13 protein-coding genes, 1 tRNA gene and 2 rRNA genes are annotated in these 20,408 nt (G+C 41.3%); 8 read left to right on the top strand and 8 right to left on the bottom strand.

Annotation, left to right across the window (positions count from 1 at the left end; translation table 11 throughout):
• Window positions 1–183 precede the first annotated feature (183 nt).
• From ACMFKV_RS02345 to ACMFKV_RS02335, 3 genes are all read left to right on the top strand, one after another.
• Window positions 184–2,995: ribosomal RNA gene (locus ACMFKV_RS02345) — 23S ribosomal RNA — on the top strand.
• A gap of 60 nt (window positions 2,996–3,055) precedes the next feature.
• A 5S ribosomal RNA gene (gene rrf, locus ACMFKV_RS02340) occupies window positions 3,056–3,170 on the top strand.
• Between the two features lie 96 nt (window positions 3,171–3,266).
• Window positions 3,267–3,343 (top strand) — tRNA-Met (locus tag ACMFKV_RS02335).
• Between the two features lie 685 nt (window positions 3,344–4,028).
• Here the strand turns inward: ACMFKV_RS02335 and ACMFKV_RS02330 are convergent.
• Entirely contained in the window at window positions 4,029–4,169 is a 141-nt protein-coding gene (locus ACMFKV_RS02330) for a hypothetical protein (RefSeq protein ID WP_336288079.1), read from the bottom strand.
• Window positions 4,170–4,709: 540 nt separating this feature from the next.
• Entirely contained in the window at window positions 4,710–5,801 is a 1,092-nt protein-coding gene (locus ACMFKV_RS02325) for a TIGR04086 family membrane protein (RefSeq protein WP_336288132.1), read from the bottom strand.
• A gap of 255 nt (window positions 5,802–6,056) precedes the next feature.
• On the opposite strand from ACMFKV_RS02325, the gene hisS reads away from it, so the two are divergent.
• Complete coding sequence (hisS, locus tag ACMFKV_RS02320) at window positions 6,057–7,544, top strand: histidine--tRNA ligase (RefSeq protein ID WP_336288131.1); 1,488 nt, start codon at window positions 6,057–6,059, stop codon at window positions 7,542–7,544.
• Window positions 7,545–7,663: 119 nt separating this feature from the next.
• On the opposite strand, the gene ACMFKV_RS02315 is transcribed toward hisS, so the two are convergent.
• Window positions 7,664–8,188, bottom strand: a complete 525-nt coding sequence (locus ACMFKV_RS02315) for a peroxiredoxin (RefSeq protein ID WP_413154411.1) — start codon at window positions 8,186–8,188, stop codon at window positions 7,664–7,666.
• Between the two features lie 182 nt (window positions 8,189–8,370).
• On the opposite strand from ACMFKV_RS02315, the gene ACMFKV_RS02310 reads away from it, so the two are divergent.
• A complete protein-coding gene (locus tag ACMFKV_RS02310) occupies window positions 8,371–9,999 on the top strand; it encodes an alpha-D-glucose phosphate-specific phosphoglucomutase (protein ID WP_413154410.1) in 1,629 nt (542 codons plus the stop codon).
• Window positions 10,000–10,378: 379 nt separating this feature from the next.
• On the opposite strand, the gene fumC is transcribed toward ACMFKV_RS02310, so the two are convergent.
• The gene (gene fumC, locus ACMFKV_RS02305) at window positions 10,379–11,767 is read right to left on the bottom strand and encodes a class II fumarate hydratase (protein WP_413154409.1); all 1,389 of its coding nucleotides are present in this window, start codon (window positions 11,765–11,767) and stop codon (window positions 10,379–10,381) included.
• Between the two features lie 221 nt (window positions 11,768–11,988).
• Here fumC and groES point away from each other — a divergent pair, with 221 nt between their 5' ends.
• From groES to ACMFKV_RS02290, 3 genes are all read left to right on the top strand, one after another.
• Window positions 11,989–12,285: a co-chaperone GroES gene (gene groES / locus ACMFKV_RS02300; RefSeq protein ID WP_332060723.1), complete on the top strand. Its 297-nt coding sequence runs from the start codon at window positions 11,989–11,991 to the stop codon at window positions 12,283–12,285.
• A 62-nt stretch (window positions 12,286–12,347) separates the two neighbouring features.
• The gene (groL, locus tag ACMFKV_RS02295; RefSeq protein WP_336288127.1) at window positions 12,348–13,991 is read left to right on the top strand and encodes a chaperonin GroEL; all 1,644 of its coding nucleotides are present in this window, start codon (window positions 12,348–12,350) and stop codon (window positions 13,989–13,991) included.
• Window positions 13,992–14,454: 463 nt separating this feature from the next.
• Complete coding sequence (locus ACMFKV_RS02290; RefSeq protein WP_336288126.1) at window positions 14,455–14,790, top strand: zinc ribbon domain-containing protein YjdM; 336 nt, start codon at window positions 14,455–14,457, stop codon at window positions 14,788–14,790.
• Between the two features lie 630 nt (window positions 14,791–15,420).
• On the opposite strand, the gene ACMFKV_RS02285 is transcribed toward ACMFKV_RS02290, so the two are convergent.
• The 4 genes from ACMFKV_RS02285 to murJ all read right to left on the bottom strand — a co-directional run bounded on the left by ACMFKV_RS02285 (window position 15,421) and on the right by murJ (window position 19,306).
• Window positions 15,421–15,999 carry a NifU family protein gene (locus ACMFKV_RS02285; protein WP_336288125.1) on the bottom strand — a complete coding sequence of 193 codons (579 nt, stop codon included), beginning with the start codon at window positions 15,997–15,999 and terminating at the stop codon, window positions 15,421–15,423.
• Window positions 16,000–16,043: 44 nt separating this feature from the next.
• Complete coding sequence (locus ACMFKV_RS02280; RefSeq protein ID WP_336288124.1) at window positions 16,044–16,535, bottom strand: universal stress protein; 492 nt, start codon at window positions 16,533–16,535, stop codon at window positions 16,044–16,046.
• A 60-nt stretch (window positions 16,536–16,595) separates the two neighbouring features.
• Window positions 16,596–17,666: a tryptophan--tRNA ligase gene (gene trpS, locus ACMFKV_RS02275; RefSeq protein WP_336288123.1), complete on the bottom strand. Its 1,071-nt coding sequence runs from the start codon at window positions 17,664–17,666 to the stop codon at window positions 16,596–16,598.
• Window positions 17,667–17,743: 77 nt separating this feature from the next.
• Window positions 17,744–19,306: a murein biosynthesis integral membrane protein MurJ gene (gene murJ / locus ACMFKV_RS02270; protein ID WP_336288122.1), complete on the bottom strand. Its 1,563-nt coding sequence runs from the start codon at window positions 19,304–19,306 to the stop codon at window positions 17,744–17,746.
• Window positions 19,307–20,408 lie beyond the last annotated feature (1,102 nt).

Raw genomic sequence — 20,408 nt, 5'->3', positions numbered from 1 at the left:
AATTTTCTTTAAAAGAGGAAATTATCTAAAAGGAATGTGTCGCAAGGGAACGCTCAAAGCCCTTGCTTATGATTGGAAGCTTAACCGCGCCATTGAATATATCTCGAGAAGCTGGTCTTTTCTGCTGATATTTTTGTTTGTTTAGCACAAGATAAACAGTAAATGAATATTGGCAATGAGAACGATCAAGTGTCTTAAGGGCATTTGGTGGATGCCTTGGCATGCACAGGCGATGAAGGACGTGATACGCTGCGATAAGCTACGGGGAGGTGCGAATACCCTTTGATCCGTAGATTTCCGAATGGGGCAACCCACCTTTGATGGCTGGAAAGATTAAGCTGTTTTTTCAAGAAACAGTTTAGTTTTCTAGTCATCATATAAAGGTATCTACACCTGAATAAAATAGGGTGTAAGAAGCAAACGCAGGGAACTGAAACATCTAAGTACCTGTAGGAAAGGACATCAAACGAGACTCCGTTAGTAGTGGCGAGCGAACGCGGACCAGGCCAGTGGCTTAAATTAAGAAAAGTAGAATCGATTGGAAAGTCGAACCAAAGTGGGTGATAGTCCCGTATACGTAACTCTGATTTAAGTCCTAGAGTAAGGCGGGACACGTGAAATCCTGTCTGAACATGGGTCGACCACGATCCAAGCCTAAGTACTCGTGCATGACCGATAGCGAACCAGTACCGTGAGGGAAAGGTGAAAAGTACCCCGACGAGGGGAGTGAAATAGTACCTGAAACCGAATGCCTACAAACAGTCGGAGCCCAAGATTTGTTCTGGGTGACGGCGTACCTTTTGTATAATGGGTCAGCGACTTAGTCTAACGAGCAAGCTTAAGCCGATAGGTGTAGGCGTAGCGAAAGCGAGTCTGAATAGGGCGTTCAGTTCGTTGGATTAGACCCGAAACCGAGTGATCTAGCCATGAGCAGGCTGAAGGTAAGGTAACACTTACTGAAGGGCCGAACCCGTATCTGTTGCAATAGATTGGGATGACTTGTGGCTAGGGGTGAAAGGCCAATCAAACTCGGAAATAGCTGGTTCTCCGCGAAATCTATTTAGGTAGAGCGTCAGTCGAATTCTCTAGGGGGTAGAGCACTGGATGGGCTAGGGGTCCTCACCGGATTACCAAACCTAACCAAACTCCGAATACCTAGAAGAACTAACTGGCAGACACACGGCGGGTGCTAACGTCCGTCGTGGAAAGGGAAACAACCCTGACCACCATCTAAGGTCCCCAAGTTATGGCTAAGTGGGAAAGGATGTGAGGATCCCAAAACAACCAGGATGTTGGCTTAGAAGCAGCCACCATTTAAAGAAAGCGTAACAGCTCACTGGTCTAAATAAGGGTCCTTGCGCCGAAAATGTAACGGGGCTAAAGCCATACACCGAAGCTGTGGATTTACTCTTATGAGTAAGTGGTAGCGGAGCGTTCCGTAAGCCTGTGAAGGGAGACTCGTGAGAGCTCCTGGAGGTATCGGAAGTGAGAATGCTGACATGAGTAACGATAAAGGGAGTGAGAGACTCCCTCGCCGAAAGTCCAAGGGTTCCTGCTTAAAGTTAATCTGAGCAGGGTGAGTCGGCCCCTAAGGCGAGGCCGAAAGGCGTAGTCGATGGGAACCACGTTAATATTCGTGGACCTGTGGGTAGTGACGGATTGCGTGTATTGTAAGGTCTTATTGGATTGATCTTGCAGTGAAGCAGTTCCAGGAAATAGCTCCCACATATAGACCGTACCCGAAACCGACACAGGTGGACTGGTAGAGAATACTAAGGCGCTTGAGAGAACTACGTTGAAGGAACTCGGCAAATTGCACGCGTAACTTCGGAAGAAGCGTGACCCTTTAGCGGGCAACCGTTAAAGGGTGGCACAGACCAGGGGGTAGCGACTGTTTACCAAAAACACAGGGCTCTGCGAAGTCGCAAGACGACGTATAGGGTCTGACGCCTGCCCGGTGCTGGAAGGTTAAGAGGAGATGTGCAAGCATTGAATTGAAGCCCCAGTAAACGGCGGCCGTAACTATAACGGTCCTAAGGTAGCGAAATTCCTTGTCGGGTAAGTTCCGACCTGCACGAATGGCGTAACGACTTCCCCGCTGTCTCCAACGTAGACTCAGTGAAATTGAATTCCCCGTGAAGATGCGGGGTTCCTGCGGTTAGACGGAAAGACCCCGTGCACCTTTACTATAACTTTACACTGGCATTTGTGTCTGTATGTGTAGGATAGGTGGTAGACTTTGAAGCAGGGGCGTCAGCCTTTGTGGAGTCATCCTTGAAATACCACCCTTACCGATATGGATGTCTAACCGCAGTCCGTTATCCGGATTCGGGACCGTGTATGGTGGGTAGTTTGACTGGGGCGGTCGCCTCCTAAAGAGTAACGGAGGCGCGCGATGGTAGGCTCAAAACGGTCGGAAATCGTTTGTTGAGTGCAATGGCATAAGCCTGCCTGACTGTAAGACTGACAAGTCGAGCAGAGTCGAAAGACGGTCATAGTGATCCGGTGGTCCCGTGTGGAAGGGCCATCGCTCAACGGATAAAAGGTACGCCGGGGATAACAGGCTGATGACCCCCAAGAGTCCATATCGACGGGGTTGTTTGGCACCTCGATGTCGACTCATCGCATCCTGGGGCTGGAGCAGGTCCCAAGGGTATGGCTGTTCGCCATTTAAAGCGGTACGTGAGTTGGGTTCAGAACGTCGTGAGACAGTTCGGTCCCTATCTGCCGTGGGTGTTGGAATATTGACAGGACCTGTCCCTAGTACGAGAGGACCGGGATGGACGTATCTCTGGTGGACCTGTTGTGGCGCCAGCCGCATAGCAGGGTAGCTATATACGGACGAGATAACCGCTGAAGGCATCTAAGCGGGAAACTCACCTGAAAACAAGTATTCCCCGAGAACCGTGGTAGACCACCACGTCGATAGGTCAGGTGTGGAAGTGTGGTAACACATGAAGCTTACTGATACTAATAGTTCGATCGGCTTGATCGTTCTCATTTCCTCTATTCATTTATAAAAACAGCTTCTCATATTTGCTATGCTCTTTGCTGACTTGGTGGTTATGGCGGAGCGAACGCACCCGATCCCATCCCGAACTCGGCCGTGAAACGTTCCAGCGCTGATGGTACTTTGCCTTAAGGCACGGGAGAGTAAGTCGCTGCCAGGTCTGCTAAGCGCATAGAAAATTCTCTTACAAAATTCATTTTGAAAAATAAGATAAAATTAAAAACACTATAAAACGTGCAATAATTCATCTTCATGGCGCGGGGTGGAGCAGCCCGGTAGCTCGTCAGGCTCATAACCTGAAGGCCGCAGGTTCAAATCCTGCCCCCGCAACCAATGGAAAAATTTGCCAAATAAAAATAAGTCAATCAGCTATCGATTTAACAAATCTTGCTTTTGTAATTCAAACGATCACTCTTTAAAAAAACATCATCTCACGATAACAATAAAGTCAAAGTCTTTATCATATCGCTTAAAAAATAGTGTGCTGCTACAATCTCATATTCTCAGTCCATGGAGAAAAAATCTTCTCTAAAAACCATTCTCTTATGAAGTGATAAGCTTTCCTTTATAAAAAACTCTGTTAAACTTTTTGCTGCGATTGTTGTTGGAAAGCTTATGTTGTTGGAAAGCTTCCCTGTTTAAAAATCATGAAAGATCGTATCCTTGTGCGTGAAAAACTTAAAAGGAGCCAAGAGCAATTTTATAAAGCTTTCTTTTTGCAAGGTGGGATTTATATGGGAAAATTTATTGATATAATTTCAACCAAATATCTTTCGTTTAGAAAAGTCGCACTGCATAATCAGGATGTAAGAGGATAAAACAACAAGATCAGCTTTTCTAGCTACTGCTGGCATATGACACGATCTGAGAGGTGACTTTTAGATTTTTAAGATGGTTTCTTTATCTCAACTGTTGAAGAAAATATCTTAACTGCTGAAGAAAATTGTGTCCCTTACTTAAAAGAGGTGTCATCGTTTGCCAGTTATAGAAAGAATGATTCACTTTTAGGAAAGTCGTTTTATCCCATGATGTAAAAAGTATCGTGGATGCTTTCGTCAATAGAAATTCCCAATCGCATTTTTAAAATCGTTGTTATTGTTGCAAAATCCCAAGCTACTGGAACAGGTGCAAACTTGTATTCATCAAACAAGCAGATCATGAGATTGCTACATTTAAAAAAGCAGACAAGGGGATCGCTTATCGTGCCATTACAGGATTTGATACAAGAAGAAGATGTTGCGTGGTGGCATATTGTCTTTCTATATAGGCACAATGATCTCTTAAATCTCTTAACTGGCAAATTAATCGTTAGGCAGTTTCATGGGGGTATCATGTGCTTTCAGATTGTATGCGCTGCTTTGTTGTTGGGGGCGTTCGTGACTTTCGACACATGTTGTTGATCCTATAGGGTGCATACGAGGTCATGATCCAAAGGCTTACAAACTAAGATGCTTCTGGCAAGACGCGGTTGGCAAGACGCGGTTGGCTTGTGTGTGTGGGCGTCAAAAATGTACATGCTCTCCAAGTCGGGGTTCAAATCTCATTCAGTGACTGCATTATTGAGTGGTATGATGTGTGATGCCTTCTGTTCTCCGATTTAACGTGATATTTGCTCTCTCACATATAAAGCAGGGATAAAAAAAGCTGCACAAACCCGCGCAGCTTTTTATGGGTTGCATGCTTGATGAAGGAAAAGTTTTTAAAGCATGAAAGAGTCTTTACGACTTCTGTAACCGTAATATCCAAAAATACTGGAAATAATGGCACCAATAAGACCACCCAAAAATCCCCACCAGCTAATGCTAGAGGCTGTTTTGGCAGCTTTACTGGCTGTGTCTTGTACATCTTTTGTGGAGGCGTTGTCGAGTTGTGTGAAAAGTTTATGCGCTTGTTCTTCAAGAGCTTTGATTGCTTGCTCAGTTTTTTCTTCTGCTGTTTGGTAAACATGGAGCGCATGGTTGGCTGTTGTTTGAGCTTCAGCAGGTGTCATACCATTGTGTATAAGACTGTTGATGACTTCCTTTTGGTTGATATTTGCTGTCATGGTTTGTGCGCGATGAGAAAGGCGATCACTGAGATTTTTTAGGTATGTGTGATAGTGTGCAGGATTTTTCTTGTAAGCGGTTATCGTAGAATTGATCTCTTGCACGGCTGCCTTATAAAATTCCTGCAAGCGGTCAGAATTGAGTGCAGGGATGTCGCTTTTGTTGAGAAGTGTGCGCAAATCGCTGCGTAATTGATTAAAGGAAATTCCATTGTTGTTTGGGTCTTGCAACAGATGTTCAAACTCTTCGATATTTAATTTTGTCAAAAGGGGGGCGTGATTTTTGTCTAGGGGGCTTACGGATTGTTGTTGCGCAGAACTGCTCTCTAACGCAGCTTTAGCGCTTAGGTTGGCTACACTTGAAACCAAAAGGGTGGCTTGGACTGTCATAAGAAGCGTTAACAACGCCCAAGTTAAAAATCCGTGTAAAGCTCCTGATATTTGGGCAAAACGTCCAGCAATAAAACTCCCACTTGCAAGGCTGAAAAGCATAACAATAAGCGAGCCTATGCCAACGGATAAAAAACTGCCTCCAAATGGTGAGGAAGAATAAGGGTCAATTTGTCCCAAACCTAAGGCTGCTACAAAAAAAGATAAGCAGATCGATGTCGCAAGTGATGTCACTAGACCTGCAAATATTGCTGACCATGAAATAGACGGGAAAAAAAAGGGATAATCTGTTTCTACCATCGTCTCTTCTAAATAAGGGCTATCAAATAATGGATCTCTTGGAATGCGGGTTTCCATGTGCTTGTCTCCTTGTAATAATACTAAACTTAACAATGCACTTTGAATAATTATGTTCCAAAATGAATAAAAAACACCAAAGATAGATGCGGACTATTCTCTTAAAAAATTTGTGGAGAAAGCTTCTGGAGTAAATTTGTAAAGCAAAAGCTGGTGTTTATTGCGTAACGTTAAGTCTAGAAAGTCATTGCAGTGTGCTTTTCTATAAGATAGACACGAGTTATTCGTAGATACATATTGTTGCTAGAGAAAAACATGTCATCAAAACAAGAAAAAATCAAAGCCCGTTTACCACGTGGTTTTGTTGATCGTATGAACGCACAGTTGTATGCAACTGAAACAATGATTGCTCAGATTCGTGAAGTTTATGAGCTTTACGGTTTTGAAGCACTGGAAACACCGATTTTTGAATATACGGATGTTCTTGGGAAGTTTTTACCTGACGCAGATCGTCCAAATGCGGGTGTGTTTTCTTTACAAGATGATGATGAGCAATGGATGTCTTTGCGTTATGATCTTACCGCACCGCTTGCGCGTTATTTTGCAGAGAATTTTGAAGTTTTGCCAAAACCTTATCGGAGTTACCGTCTTGGTTTTGTTTTCCGTAATGAAAAACCTGGACCAGGGCGGTTTCGGCAATTTATGCAGTTTGATGCTGATATTGTTGGAACGCCAACAGTAGCGGCTGATGCTGAAATTTGCATGATGGCAGCCGATAGTTTGGAAAAACTAGGAATTGCACGTCATGATTACGTTATTCGTTTAAATAATCGAAAAATTGTGGATGCTGTTTTGGAGCAAATTGGCTTGAGAGAAAGTGAACAGGGTGAAAAACGCTTAACGGTTCTCAGAGCGATTGATAAACTGGATAAATTTGGTTCTGAAGGGGTGCGTTTGCTTTTAGGTAAGGGACGTCTAGATGAAAGTGGTGATTTTACCAAGGGAGCCGAGCTGAAGGAGAAAGAGATTGATTGTATTCTCGCTTTGACTGCTGTTGAAGCTGAAACAGCAGATGAAGCGATTGATACCCTTAAAAAAGTGGTTGGCAATCATGCTCGGGGGCTTGAAGGGGTTCGCGAACTCGAAGTAATGCAGGCTATTTTTACAGAAAATGGTTATCACGATCGCATCAAGATTGATCCATCGGTGATACGTGGACTGGACTATTATACAGGACCTGTTTTTGAGGCAGCGTTGCTTTTCGATGTTCTCAATGATGATGGGAAAAAAGTTGTTTTTGGTTCTGTTGGTGGTGGAGGGCGCTATGATGGGTTGGTTGCACGCTTTCGTGGTGAAAATGTTCCAGCAACAGGTTTTTCAATAGGTGTGTCACGCTTGATATCGGCTTTGCAAAACCTTGGCAAGTTGCCTGTGGAGGAAACTGCGGGACCAGTTGTGGTTTTGATGATGGATAAAGAGCCAGAGGCAGTTGCACGGTATCAAAAAATGGTAATGCAGTTGCGCAATGCAGGAATTCGTTCTGAACTTTATTTGGGAGGGGCGGGAATCAAAGCACAGATGAAATATGCGGATCGGCGTCATGCCCCTTGTGTGGTAATCCAAGGGTCACAAGAACGCAAAGATGGGAAAATACAAATCAAAGATTTGGTCGAAGGTGCGCGGCTGTCGCATGAAATTAAGGATAACCAAACATGGCGCGAAAGTCGACCAGCGCAAATCATGGTTGATGAAGATCAATTGGTCAAAACAGTACAGACTATTTTAGCAACCCAAAAATTATAAAATTTTGATGCTTCAAATATCAAAACTATGATCTCAAGATGAATGAAAATTAAATAACACAAACTCCTTTAAAAAAAGAAGTTTGTGTTGTTTTTCGTTAAGTGATTTTGGTTTGAAAATTAACTTTTCAGTGCTTTTAGAATATTTTGCGGTGAGGAAACTTCATAAGGGTCTGTTGTGCAATTGTCTGAAAAACCTTCTTCTTCAAACCATTGCTCAATAACTCCATCGTTAATAATAGCGGCATAGCGCCATGAACGCATTCCAAAACCAAGATTATCTTTAGCAACCAACATTCCCATTTTGCGTGTGAATTCGCCCGAACCATCGGGGATTAATTTCACATTTTTAACGTCTTGTGTTTTCCCCCAAGCATTCATGACAAAAGTATCATTAACGGAAAGGCAATAAATCTCATCAATGCCTTCTTTTTTAAACTCATCATAAAGCTTTTCAAAGTCAGGGAGCTGAAAGGTTGAGCAAGTAGGCGTAAAAGCTCCTGGAAGAGAAAAAAGAATAACTCGTTTTCCTTTAAAGTATGTATCGCTGTTCACATCTTGCCACCGATAAGGATTATTCCCACCAATTGATTCATCACGCACACGTGTGTGGAAGGTTACGTTGGGAACTTTTTTGCTCATCATAATTATGCTCCTATATTTTTTATGAGAGGTATGTTTAAAAGCGTTTTAGAGAGCGCATTTTAAACAAGTGTATATTGTTGCAATGAGTTTGCAAATATTTCATTCTTCCGTCAAGTAGAATCATGGTCGATTTTGGGGGATGTTCACCTTAAAATCACACAAAAGAATATGAAGGCACTTTCATGATCATAAATACAGTTTTGACCACGGCTTTTGATGATCAAAAACTGGGAACATCTGGTTTGCGCAAAAAAGTGTCTGTTTTTCAACAGCCCCATTATGTTGAAAATTTTATTCAATCTCTTTTTAATAGCATTGGGGATGTTGAGGGAAAATTGTTCATTCTTGGGGGGGATGGGCGCTATTTTAATCGCACGCTTATTCAAGTTGTGTTAAAAATGGCAGCTGCTCATGGTATCGCTTGTGTAAAAGTTGGAAGAGGAGGTATTTTATCTACACCTGCTGTTTCACATCTTATTCGTAAATATCATGCACAGGGTGGTATTATTCTTTCGGCAAGCCACAATCCTGCAGGCGCAGATGGGGATTGCGGTATAAAATACAATATCTCTAATGGCGGACCTGCTCCCGATTCTCTGTGTGAAGTTATTTTTGCAACATCGAAACGCCTTTCTTCTTATGAAATTGTTGAGGCTCCAGATGTTGATTTAGAGGTGGAAGGTACGACCTTCATAGGGACTATGCGGGTCGATATTATTGATCCCGTAGAAGATTATGTTGCTTTGATGCAAGAAATTTTTGATTTTGATTGCATTGCCGAGGCAGTTGCAAAAGGGTTAACTTTGCGATTTGATGCGATGTATGCGGTGACAGGGCCTTACGCACGAGAAATTTTTGAAAAATGCTTAGGGTTTTGTCAGGGGACAGTAATAAATGGTGCTCCTTTGCCAGATTTTGGAGGGAGGCATCCAGATCCAAATTTGATTCATGCTAAGGATCTTTACGATGTGTTGATGTCTGATTATGCACCAGATCTTGGGGCTGCGTCGGATGGCGATGGGGATCGCAACCTCATTATCGGTCGGAAACAATTTGTCACGCCTTCCGATTCTTTGGCTATTATGGTTGCACATGCACATCTTATTAGAGGTTATCGACAAGGGGTTAGGGGGGTTGCGCGCTCTATGCCAACGGGGCGTGCGGTGGATCTTGTTGCTCAAAGGAAAGGATTGAATTGTTTTGAAACGCCAACGGGGTGGAAGTTTTTTGGGTCGCTTTTGGATGCTGAAAAGGTGACCTTTTGTGGTGAAGAAAGCTTTGGAACAGGATCGCATCATATCCGTGAAAAGGATGGTTTGTGGGCTGTGTTATTTTGGTTAAATCTTTTAGCTGTAACGGGAAAGTCTGTAGCACAAATTGTTCAGCAACATTGGTGCACTTATGGGCGTTTTTACACTTTACGTCATGATTATGAGGAAGTAGAGATACAAAAAGCATATGCAATCTTGGATCAGTTGCGTACGCATTTACCACAGGCAGGGACAAAAGTTGCTGGATTAACAGTCGAAAAAGCAGATGATTTTGTCTATTGTGATCCCGTTAATCAGAGTGTTAGCACACGGCAGGGAATACGCATTTTTTTTGACAATGGAGCACGGTTAGTGGTGCGCTTATCTGGGACAGGAACGGTGGGCGCTACGTTGCGGCTTTATTTTGAGCAATATGAAAGCGACCCGCGCAAACACACAAAAGAGCCGCAAGAAGTGCTTCAACCTTTACAACAAGCAGCACTGCAATTGTTAAATATACATCACCACTTAGGTGACGAGAAACCCAATATTATTACATAGAAATTTGTATCAAGTGACCTAGTCGTGAGTGGTGGACTATTTTTGAAAAATCAATTGGTTGTTCGTAATCGTCTTCAGAAATGTTGGCTTTAATGGCTGATGAAATAATCATGATAGCGCTCAGTGACAGCGGTAATCTCTAACCCATAAAATCATTCTAATAAAGCATAGCTTCAGTCTGTGAGGTTATATTATTTTTTGCCGCTTTTGCAATTGCAACTGCTCGTTTATAAGCAATTTCTGATACAGAAGTCGTTTATGAATATAAGAGAATGTTTTATTACAGCAGGTGGCATTTTAAATGGCTAAAGCAACACTCCCATTTGGGTCGAGAACGACCCAAATGAATTCCTATGAGGGGATCTCGTATTTAAGTGATCTATTGTGGGTGGATCATCTTTTTTGGATCAACCAACTGGTCATAATCTTCTCCAGAAACGCCAGCTTTGATAGCTTCAGCACGCAAAGTGGTATCATTTTTATGCGCTGCTTTGGCAATTTCAGCAGCCTTTTCATAGCCAATTTTTGGCGCAAGAGCTGTGACTAACATGAGAGAGCGTTCCATGAGAGAGTGGATATGGACGCGATTGGCGCGGAGTCCTTGAACACAATGCATATCAAAAGAACGCATGCAATCTCCAAGAAGAGTAATCGATTGTAAAACATTATAGCCAATCACAGGCTTATAAACATTGAGTTCAAAATGTCCCTGACTTGCGGCAAATGTGACGCTGGTATGATTGCCGAAAACTTGACATGCAACCATAGTCATTGCTTCACATTGGGTAGGGTTGACTTTCCCTGGCATAATAGAAGACCCTGGTTCATTTTCTGGGAGTTCGAGTTCTCCCAAGCCAGAGCGTGGACCTGAGCCTAAAAACCGAATGTCATTGGCAATTTTGAAAAGATCAGCTGCAAGTGCATTCAAGCTTCCATGGAAATGTGCAAGCGCTCCGTGATGCGCAAGTGCTTCAAATTTGTTATGGGCAGTTTTAAAGGTTATTCCTGTAAGGGTGCTGATGTTTTTAGCAAATGCAACATCAAACCCCTGTGGTGCATTAAGCCCTGTTCCAACGGCAGTACCCCCTTGGGCAAGCATCTGGACATCGTCAAGAGCTGCTTCAATGCGCGCGCGGTTGGCTTTTAGTGCAGCCCAGTAGCCTGAAAATTCTTGCCCCAGCGTTAAGGGCGTTGCATCTTGTGTGTGGGTGCGCCCAATTTTAATGATGTCGGCAAATTCTTCTTCTTTTTTTTCTAAAGTGGTAATAAGGGCATCAAGGATGGGAAATAAGTGTTGGCGCGTTTGTAGTGTGGTTGCAATGTGGAGCGCTGTGGGAAAAGAATCGTTTGATGATTGGCTCATATTGACGTGGTCATTGGGGTGAACGGGTGCTTTGCTGCCAAGTTTCCCTCCCAAGAGCATGCTTGCATGGTTGGCAATGACTTCATTCACGTTCATATTGCTTTGTGTGCCAGAACCTGTTTGCCAGACAGAAAGTGGAAAATGCGTGTCAAATGTGCCTGCAAGGACTTCATCTGCGGCAGTAACAATCGCTTTCCCTATGTTTTGCGGAAGTTTGCCTTTTTCCATATTTACAAGGGCTGCGGCTTTTTTGATAAGGCTTAAGGCATAGATAACGGTGAGAGGCTGTTTTTCTATACCGATATTAAAATTATGGAGAGAACGTTCAGTTTGCGCCCCCCAATAACGATCTTGGCGTACCGAAATCGTTCCAAAGCTATCTGTTTCCTGACGTGTTTCAACCATGATAAAATCCTTTTATGTTCATCGGTTCATAAAAAGATAGATAACGCAAAATAGAAAATAGAGGCAAGACTTTGAAGCTTCTTTAAGATAAATTTTATGAGAATTGTTGACATTGTGAAGGAGGGATTTTATATTTTCATTATTGTTAGCACTCATTCCTAGAGAGCGCTAACAAAGACTTAAGATTAATGCAATTCTAATTAAGTTTAAGGATTTAGAATATGGCTAACATACAATTCCGTCCACTTCACGATCGTGTCGTTGTCCGTAGAGTTGAATCTGAAAGCAAGACTGCTGGCGGGATTATCATTCCCGATACAGCAAAAGAAAAACCTCAAGAAGGGGAAGTTATTGCTGTTGGCAATGGCGCTCTTGATGATAACGGGAAGCGTGTGCCTTTAGAAGTGAAAGCGGGGGACCGTATCTTGTTTGGAAAATGGTCTGGAACCGAAGTAAAGATTAATGGTGAAGATCTCTTAATCATGAAGGAATCTGACATTATGGGAATTTTGGGGTAATTGAGCCTCTCAGTTTTTTCATTTTGTAATATTTTTAGACGAAAACTCCAAGGAGAAATTAAATGGCTGCTAAAGAAGTCAAATTTGGCCGTGAAGCACGTGAGCGTTTGGTGCGTGGCGTTGATATCCTTGCTAATGCTGTTAAGGTAACGCTCGGCCCTAAAGGTCGCAATGTGGTGATTGATAAATCATTTGGTGCACCGCGCATCACAAAAGATGGTGTATCCGTTGCAAAAGAAATCGAACTAGAAGATAAGTTCGAAAATATGGGTGCGCAAATGTTGCGTGAAGTGGCTTCTAAAACCAATGATATTGCTGGTGATGGAACAACAACTGCAACTGTTTTGGGACAAGCTATTGTACAAGAAGGGGTAAAGGCTGTTGCTGCTGGCATGAACCCAATGGATCTGAAACGTGGGATCGATGCTGCTGTTGATGAAGTGGTGGCAAACCTTTTCAAAAAAGCAAAGAAAATCCAAACTTCAGAAGAAATCGCACAAGTGGGAACAATTTCTGCTAATGGTGCTGCAGAAATCGGTAAAATGATTGCTAATGCCATGGAAAAAGTTGGCAATGAAGGTGTCATTACCGTGGAAGAAGCAAAAACTGCTGAAACCGAATTGGAAGTTGTTGAAGGAATGCAATTCGACCGTGGGTATCTTTCCCCTTATTTCGTCACAAATGCTGACAAAATGGTGGCAGATCTCGATGATCCTTACATCCTTATTCACGAAAAGAAATTGTCTAATTTACAATCTCTTTTACCAGTGCTTGAAGCTGTTGTTCAGTCTGGCAAACCACTTCTCATCATTGCTGAAGATGTGGAAGGTGAAGCTTTGGCAACGCTGGTTGTCAACAAGCTACGTGGTGGTTTGAAAATTGCTGCTGTGAAGGCTCCAGGATTTGGTGATCGCCGTAAAGCAATGCTCGAAGATATTGCAATCTTGACATCTGGTCAGGTTATTTCTGAAGATGTTGGTATTAAATTAGAAAATGTCACTTTGGATATGCTTGGTCGTGCAAAGAAAGTGAATATTTCTAAAGAAAACACCACAATTATTGATGGCGCAGGGAAAAAAGCTGAAATTGATGCGCGCGTTAATCAGATTAAGGTGCAGATCGAAGAAACAACTTCTGACTATGATCGCGAAAAATTGCAAGAAAGACTTGCAAAACTTGCTGGTGGTGTTGCCGTTATCCGTGTTGGCGGTGCAACAGAAGTTGAAGTGAAAGAAAAGAAAGATCGTGTTGATGATGCCTTGAATGCAACACGTGCTGCTGTGGAAGAAGGTATTGTTGCTGGTGGTGGAACAGCGTTGTTGCGTGCTGCAAATGCGTTGACTGTTAAAGGAAACAATCCTGATCAAGAAGCTGGTATCAATATTGTGCGCCGTGCACTACAAGCACCAGCACGTCAAATTGCTACCAATGCAGGTGAAGAAGCAGCAATTATTGTTGGAAAAGTGCTTGAAAATAATTCAGACACATTTGGTTACAACACTGCAACAGGTCAGTTTGGTGATTTGATTGCTCTGGGAATTGTTGATCCAGTAAAAGTTGTGCGTTCTGCTCTCCAGAATGCTGCGTCAATTGCGAGCCTTCTCATTACAACAGAAGCAATGGTTGCTGAAGTTCCAAAGAAAGACGCTCCAGTGCCTCCAATGCCTGGCGGTGGAATGGGCGGAATGGGCGGAATGGATTTTTAAAGCCCTTTCGTGCAAAAAATTATACAATGATAAAAGAAAACGGGTTCATGCAACCCGTTTTTTTGTACAATCTTTTCTTCGTGCGGATCATTTCTCTTCGTGCATATCTTCTATAAGAGAAAGAGTAGAAAAAATTTCTATGATTTTTCTGTCTCATACTCATATAAGCTCTGCCAGCTTGCTACCAATGCAGGTGAAGAAAAGCTGATGACCTTTGGCAAAGTGCTTGAGAATAATGCAGCTTATTGATGCGCACATGATTGTGCTAACAGATTTTGCTCTTTATGGACGTGTCTTTTCTTTTGCGCGCAGTTTGCGCTCAGTAAATATTTTTGTGAGGAACATCTTTCCTTAAAGAGTGTTGTTGCTTTGGAAGTATTTTGTTTTAGCAATGGACAAGGAGCACTCCTTGCTCTATGACCCTCCCATATGAATGATTCTTCTTGCGCAAAAGAGAGAATATATGAGCCAATATCCTAAATGCCCTCATTGTAGTGGTCTTTATACCTATGAAGATGGTGATCATTTTGTATGTCCTGAATGTGCACATGAATGGTCACAAAAAAATGAAGACTCTTCTCTTGCTCATATTGTTTATGATGCTAATGGTCATGCTTTGGCGAATGGGGATAGCGTTATGGTGATCAAAGACCTTAAAGTAAAGGGCGCTGCATCTGTTCTCAAGAGTGGTACTAAGGTAAAAAATATTCGCCTAGTGGATGGCAATCATAATATCGACTGCAAGATTTCTGGAATTGGTCAAATTGGCTTAAAATCGCAATTTGTTAAAAAAGTTTAATTCGTTACAGTCTATGAAGCGCTTTTTGCTATGCAAAGCGCATATTTACAAAAGTTGATTTACAAGAGTTCAAATGCGTTCCCGTAAGGAACTTTCAATATTTTCAAAGGAGGCATTTGGAGATTTGTTTTGGGGCAATGTGGTATGTTAGAAGTAAGCATATCTTTTAAGTAACGACACTCCGTGGTGGGGTGCGCTTGTATTTTGTACATATGGCATTTGCCTTTATTGATATATTTATAAAATCTCCTCTTTTTTTATTGCTGCGTCATGACTTCGACACCCTTTATGATGGTTATTAATAAGTGGAGAGGGCGTTATGGTGATGAAAAATTTATAAAGTAGAAGGTGCTCTACATCTGCCTTAAGGGATGGTACAAAAATGAAGAATACTCACTTGAAGGAGAGGGTGATAATAGAGCGATTTTTGTACAATCTCAATCTTGTGTTTATTGTGGCATAGCTTCAACATGATGGTTATTAATAAGTGGAAAGGGCGTTATGGTGATGAAAAATTTATAAAGTAGAAGGTGCTCTGCATTTGCCTTAAGGGATGGTACAAAAATGAAGAATACTCACTTGAAGGAGAGGGTGATAATAGAGCGATTTTTGTACAATCTCATCTTGTGTTTATTGTGGCATAGCTTCAACACCTAAAACTTCTGGGATAAAATGCCGTAAAAGATTTTCAATGCCGTGTTTAAGCGTTGCGGTTGAGGAGGGACAACCAGCGCAAGCTCCTCGCATGTTGAGGTAAACAATGCCATTTTCGAAGCCGCGGAAAGTAATATCTCCACCATCATTTGCAACAGCTGGACGAACACGCGTTTCAAGGAGTTCTTTAATTGTTGAGACAATATCAGCATCTTTTTCGTTATAAAATTCTTCATTGAGTGCGTGGGTTTGTGCTTGTGTTGTCGCGTTGGTAGTGATTACTGGATCACCAGACAAAAAATGCTCCATAATTGTGCCCAAAATGGCTGGCTTGAGATGCTGCCACTCACCATCTTTCTTAGTTACGGTAATGAAGTCGTAGCCTAAAAAAACACCACTGACATTGGGAATATTAAAGAGTTTAGCCGCTAAAGGTGAACTGTTAATGCTTTCTTCATGAGAACGAAATTCTAACACACCCTCGGAAAGAACCACGCGCCCTGGCAAAAATTTCAGTGTTGCAGGATTTGGTGTGGCTTCAGTCTGAATAAACATATATTCTCCTTTTGCTATTAAAGCTTGGGTAGATAATTGAGATTTTAGGCAACAGATTCAATATCTTCATCTGCAAGATTGCTGGGAATGACGGTCACGGGGATTGAAAAGGCAGTTCCTCGATAAGCGATTAATTGAACAAGTGGTCCTGGTCCTTCGGTATGTCCACTTGCAGCTAAAACAATGAGAGCAATTTCTTTATCTTGATCGATCAGCTTTAAAATTTCATCAACTTTCTTGCCTTCACGCACAATCATTTCTGCGTCAAGAGCGTGAGAAGTATGTACATCATCAGCGATTTGTTTTAACACTGTATAGGCGTTTTGTGTTAATTCCGTGCGCATAACGTCATTTACACCTAAAAAATGTTGAAACTCTGAACTATCAATGACAGAGAGCAATACCAAAGTTCTTTGGGTATTTTGAGCGTGCTGTGCAGCAAAAGCAACAGCACGTCGACATTCTGGTGTTTCATCGATAATGACTAAAATTTTTCGCTTGTGATCTTTTTTCGGGCTTTTGTGCTGAGAGACCATGCGTTTTCCCTATTTTTTACGGGCAGTTTTTTAACTTTTGACGGTTAGGATTTCATTATTTCATGTATTATGCAAAAATCCAACAATTTCACGAATTTTTTTCATATTTTTTTCTGCCAGTGTACTGGCACGTTCTGCACCATCACGCAACACAGAATCAATATAACCGCTTTCTTGATGCAGACGACGGAATTCTTTTGTTAGTGGTGCAAGCTTATGAACAACAAGATCAGCTAAAGCTGTTTTAAAAAGAGAAAATTGTTGTCCAGAAAACTCTAAAAGAGCTTTTTCTTTGCTTATTGCTGCAAAAGCTGCATAAATACCGAGCAAATTATCGACTTCTGGTCGCTCTTTCAAGTCAGCAAGTGTGTTGGGAAGGGGGGCAGAGTCCGTTTTTGCTTTGCGTATTTTTTTTGCGATAAGATCAGCATCATCCGTCAAATTAATGCGCGAAAAATCTGAAGGATCTGATTTTGACATCTTTTTTGTTCCATCGCGCAAAGACATAACGCGCATGGCAGTTTCTCCAATCAGTGCTTCTGGTATGGGAAAAAATCCTTGTTTTTTTTCCTCTCCTATTTCTATAGGAATACTAAAGTTTAAATCTTCAATACGGCGAGCGTAATCATTGTTGAATTTTTGTGCAATATCACGCGTCAGTTCAACATGCTGCTTTTGATCTTCACCTACGGGAACATGTGTTGCACGGTAGAGCAAAATATCGGCAGCCATCAAGCTTGGATAAGCAAAAAGTCCAAGTGATGCTTGTTCACGATTTTTCCCTGCTTTATCTTTAAACTGCGTCATGCGTTGAAGCCAGCCAATACGGGCAATACAGTTTAAAATCCATGCTAGTTCAGCATGTTGAAAAACCCGTGATTGATTGAAAACGATTTGTTTTTTAGGATCAACGCCAGCAGCTAAAAAGGCTGCTGTAACGGCTCTGGTTGATTCACTTAAAGTTTGTGGATCTGGATTGACTGTGAGTGCATGCATATCGACAACGCAATACAAGCAGTTATAGGATGCTTGTAGTTCAACCCAGTGCTTGATAGCTCCAAGATAATTGCCAAGATGCAAATTTCCACTTGGTTGTACACCAGAAAAGATCAGCGGTATGAAGGTACTCATGGGATAGTTCTTTCTTCATAAAGTCATTTATTTTATGCGTTGTGGCAAAGCATCTTGCTGAAAGCAAGAATAAAATATCACAGACGTTGTTTGAAATTCTTGAGAGCAAGAAAAAAGGAACGGATGTCGAATAAAAAATATGCGATAAAATACACCAATATGATGACGATCATTATTCCTGCTAACGTCCCTGCACGCAAAAAAAATGATGCTTGTAAGGATAAAGGAAAAGACAGAAAATCAAGCATGTAATAGAGTACGATCATACTGAAAAAAGTGGCAATAATCAGATGTGTTATTCGTTTTATCAGTTGTGCATCATATTTCCAGTAACCGCGCTTGATGAGAACACAACAAAGCAACAGTGTGTTGACCCACCCAGAGGTAATTTCAGCAATAACAATGCCGCGTGCTGACAAAATGGGGAATAGTGTTAAAGCAAGGCTGACATTGATAAAAACGCAAATGCCTGTAAAAATCATGGGTGTCTTCGTATCTTCACGGGCAAAGAAATTAGGAATAAAAACCTTTATCAAGACAAACGCTGGGAGTCCTAATCCATAAAGTTCAAGGAGCTGTGCAACATGGTATGTTGATTGGCTTGTAAATTGCCCACGCTCAAAAAGCAAACTGACGATTGGGTTGGAAAGCAGTAAAAAAGCGACAGATGCAGGCAACGTTAACAAAAGAGTTAATTCAATGGCGCGATTTTGCAAATCATGGGTTTCTTTATGCTTTTTGCTACGTATAGCTCTTGTTAATTCTGGTAAAAGAACAGTGGCTACGGCAATTGCCACTACTCCCAGTGGTAATTGATAAAGGCGATCGGCATAAACTAAAGAAGATACAGCTCCCGATTGGCTAGAGGCAATGTTGGTATTGATTAATAAATTGATTTGCGTAATTCCTCCTGTAATGGCAGCAGGGAATGCTAAAATTAAAAGTTTGCGAACATTGGGGCTAAAGTGGGGTCGACGAAAAGAAATCTTCATTCCGTTGCGACGCAAAGCAATTGCAATCAAGATAAGCTGGAGCATTCCTGCTGCCATTACACCCCAAGAAAGATTTAAGCCAATATACCAAGCATCAAGCTGATAGATCCAAGCATAGGCAAGAACACCAATTAAAATAATATTCAAAAAAAGAGGAGCAATGGCTGCGACAAAATAGCGCCGTAGAGCATTGAGCATTCCCCCCATCATAGCTGCTAAAGACATGCATGTTAAATAAGGAAACATGATTGCGGTAAAATGAATCGTGGCGTTAAATTTTGTTGCATCTTCTGCAAACCCTGGAGCAATAAGGGTTCGTACCAAAAAAGGCATACTAAGTTCCATGGCAATGGTTAAGAGCAAAAGCAATGAAAAAAGCACACCAAAGACCTCTTCTGCAAATTGGCATGCAGTTTCTTTCCCATCTTCAGTAATCTTTTTTGAAAAAAGAGGAACAAAAGCTGCGTTAAAGGCACCTTCGGCAAAAAAACGGCGAAAGGTGTTGGGAAAACGAAAAGCAGCATTAAATGCATCGGAAACAGGACCTGTGCCAAGAGCCGCTGCCATCAGCATTTCGCGTACAAAGCCGAAAATGCGGCTCATTAAAGTTCCAGAAGCAACGGTTGCAAATTTTTTAATCAGGGTCATAAAAATACGTCGAGTTTATTATGAAGAAGAGGTGATGAAAAGGCGCGTAAAATAATTTGAGATCGTGAAAATTTGATCAGCATGTTGATACAATATATATTTTTAAAATGTTTTACGATGGTGTTTATCTTTCTGTCAACAAGGGTACATTGAAAGCAGCTGGTTTCTTTTTATTTTGCTACGTTACAGGTTTTTATTGTGTACATAAAATAATTAAAGACTCTTTTACTTAAAATTTTGCAGTATAATGTGGTGTAAAAAATAGAAAAAACGACAGAGAATGAATTTGCTGGTGATGATCTACATCATTGGTGGGTGGTTTCATTTTTGTTGGATATTATACGCACAAATTTTTTGTATTTTGGGAGCTCTTGCTTGGAAGAATATCTGCATTTATTTTTCTTAACTTTTTATGTTGCTTCTCTTTTTGCATTCAAACGATTCATGTATTGTGTGTTTCCTCTTTTCAAAACTGTTTTAACATATATGCCAATTCCCCTTTCTTAATTTGTGAGGGAAGAATTTTTGCCAATTCATAATAAAATATAAAAAAATTTACAGTATTTTGAAAGATGATTTAAGATTCATAATAGTAATTTATACTTAAAAATCAACTTATTATCTTAATTTTAGATTTTCTTATAGGTTTGCGTAAAGTTTTTTTTGTGCCTTTTAAGGGATGTTATATCTTTGAATTTTAGTAAAGCAGATTATTGCGGTATAATGTGTAGCATGTATTTTTATACGTATTTTAAAAAAAGAGATCATCAACAATTGGGAAATATTCAGATACCTATTTTTTCGGTAGGATGCTCTCTGCTCATTTTATTGTATTCTCTTTTTAAGAATTTAAAGCCATGCGTGTTATTTGAGGAAGAGGTTCTTTGATCAAGGTTGAAGAAGTTGTAAAGTTTCAACTATATCAGTTTGTGGAAGGCTCTTGCTAAAGCTTCACGGCTTTCGTGAAATGAACTTCTCGTGACAGTAGAGAATATGTTGTAGATTTCATCATAGATGATAAAATTTGCATCAGTTGAAGAGGAGAGTAAAAAATACAACCTTGAGAAAGAAGATGACAGAAGTGTTATCTTCCGATAAGTAA

Source organism: Bartonella propinqua (assembly GCF_047263965.1).
In the GTDB taxonomy this organism is placed as follows: Bacteria; Pseudomonadota; Alphaproteobacteria; order Rhizobiales; family Rhizobiaceae; genus Bartonella.
Note: the sequence above shows the minus strand (reverse complement) of the source record. Positions and strands in the feature narration are given on the sequence as shown.

Coding starts and splice junctions, on each gene's coding strand:
- ACMFKV_RS02330 (WP_336288079.1), bottom strand. CDS start 4,169: ATGATCTGCTTGTTTGATGAATACAAGTTTGCACCTGTTCCAGTAGCT.
- ACMFKV_RS02325 (WP_336288132.1), bottom strand. CDS start 5,801: ATGGAAACCCGCATTCCAAGAGATCCATTATTTGATAGCCCTTATTTA.
- hisS (WP_336288131.1), top strand. CDS start 6,057: ATGTCATCAAAACAAGAAAAAATCAAAGCCCGTTTACCACGTGGTTTT.
- ACMFKV_RS02315 (WP_413154411.1), bottom strand. CDS start 8,188: ATGATGAGCAAAAAAGTTCCCAACGTAACCTTCCACACACGTGTGCGT.
- ACMFKV_RS02310 (WP_413154410.1), top strand. CDS start 8,371: ATGATCATAAATACAGTTTTGACCACGGCTTTTGATGATCAAAAACTG.
- fumC (WP_413154409.1), bottom strand. CDS start 11,767: ATGGTTGAAACACGTCAGGAAACAGATAGCTTTGGAACGATTTCGGTA.
- groES (WP_332060723.1), top strand. CDS start 11,989: ATGGCTAACATACAATTCCGTCCACTTCACGATCGTGTCGTTGTCCGT.
- groL (WP_336288127.1), top strand. CDS start 12,348: ATGGCTGCTAAAGAAGTCAAATTTGGCCGTGAAGCACGTGAGCGTTTG.
- ACMFKV_RS02290 (WP_336288126.1), top strand. CDS start 14,455: ATGAGCCAATATCCTAAATGCCCTCATTGTAGTGGTCTTTATACCTAT.
- ACMFKV_RS02285 (WP_336288125.1), bottom strand. CDS start 15,999: ATGTTTATTCAGACTGAAGCCACACCAAATCCTGCAACACTGAAATTT.
- ACMFKV_RS02280 (WP_336288124.1), bottom strand. CDS start 16,535: ATGGTCTCTCAGCACAAAAGCCCGAAAAAAGATCACAAGCGAAAAATT.
- trpS (WP_336288123.1), bottom strand. CDS start 17,666: ATGAGTACCTTCATACCGCTGATCTTTTCTGGTGTACAACCAAGTGGA.
- murJ (WP_336288122.1), bottom strand. CDS start 19,306: ATGACCCTGATTAAAAAATTTGCAACCGTTGCTTCTGGAACTTTAATG.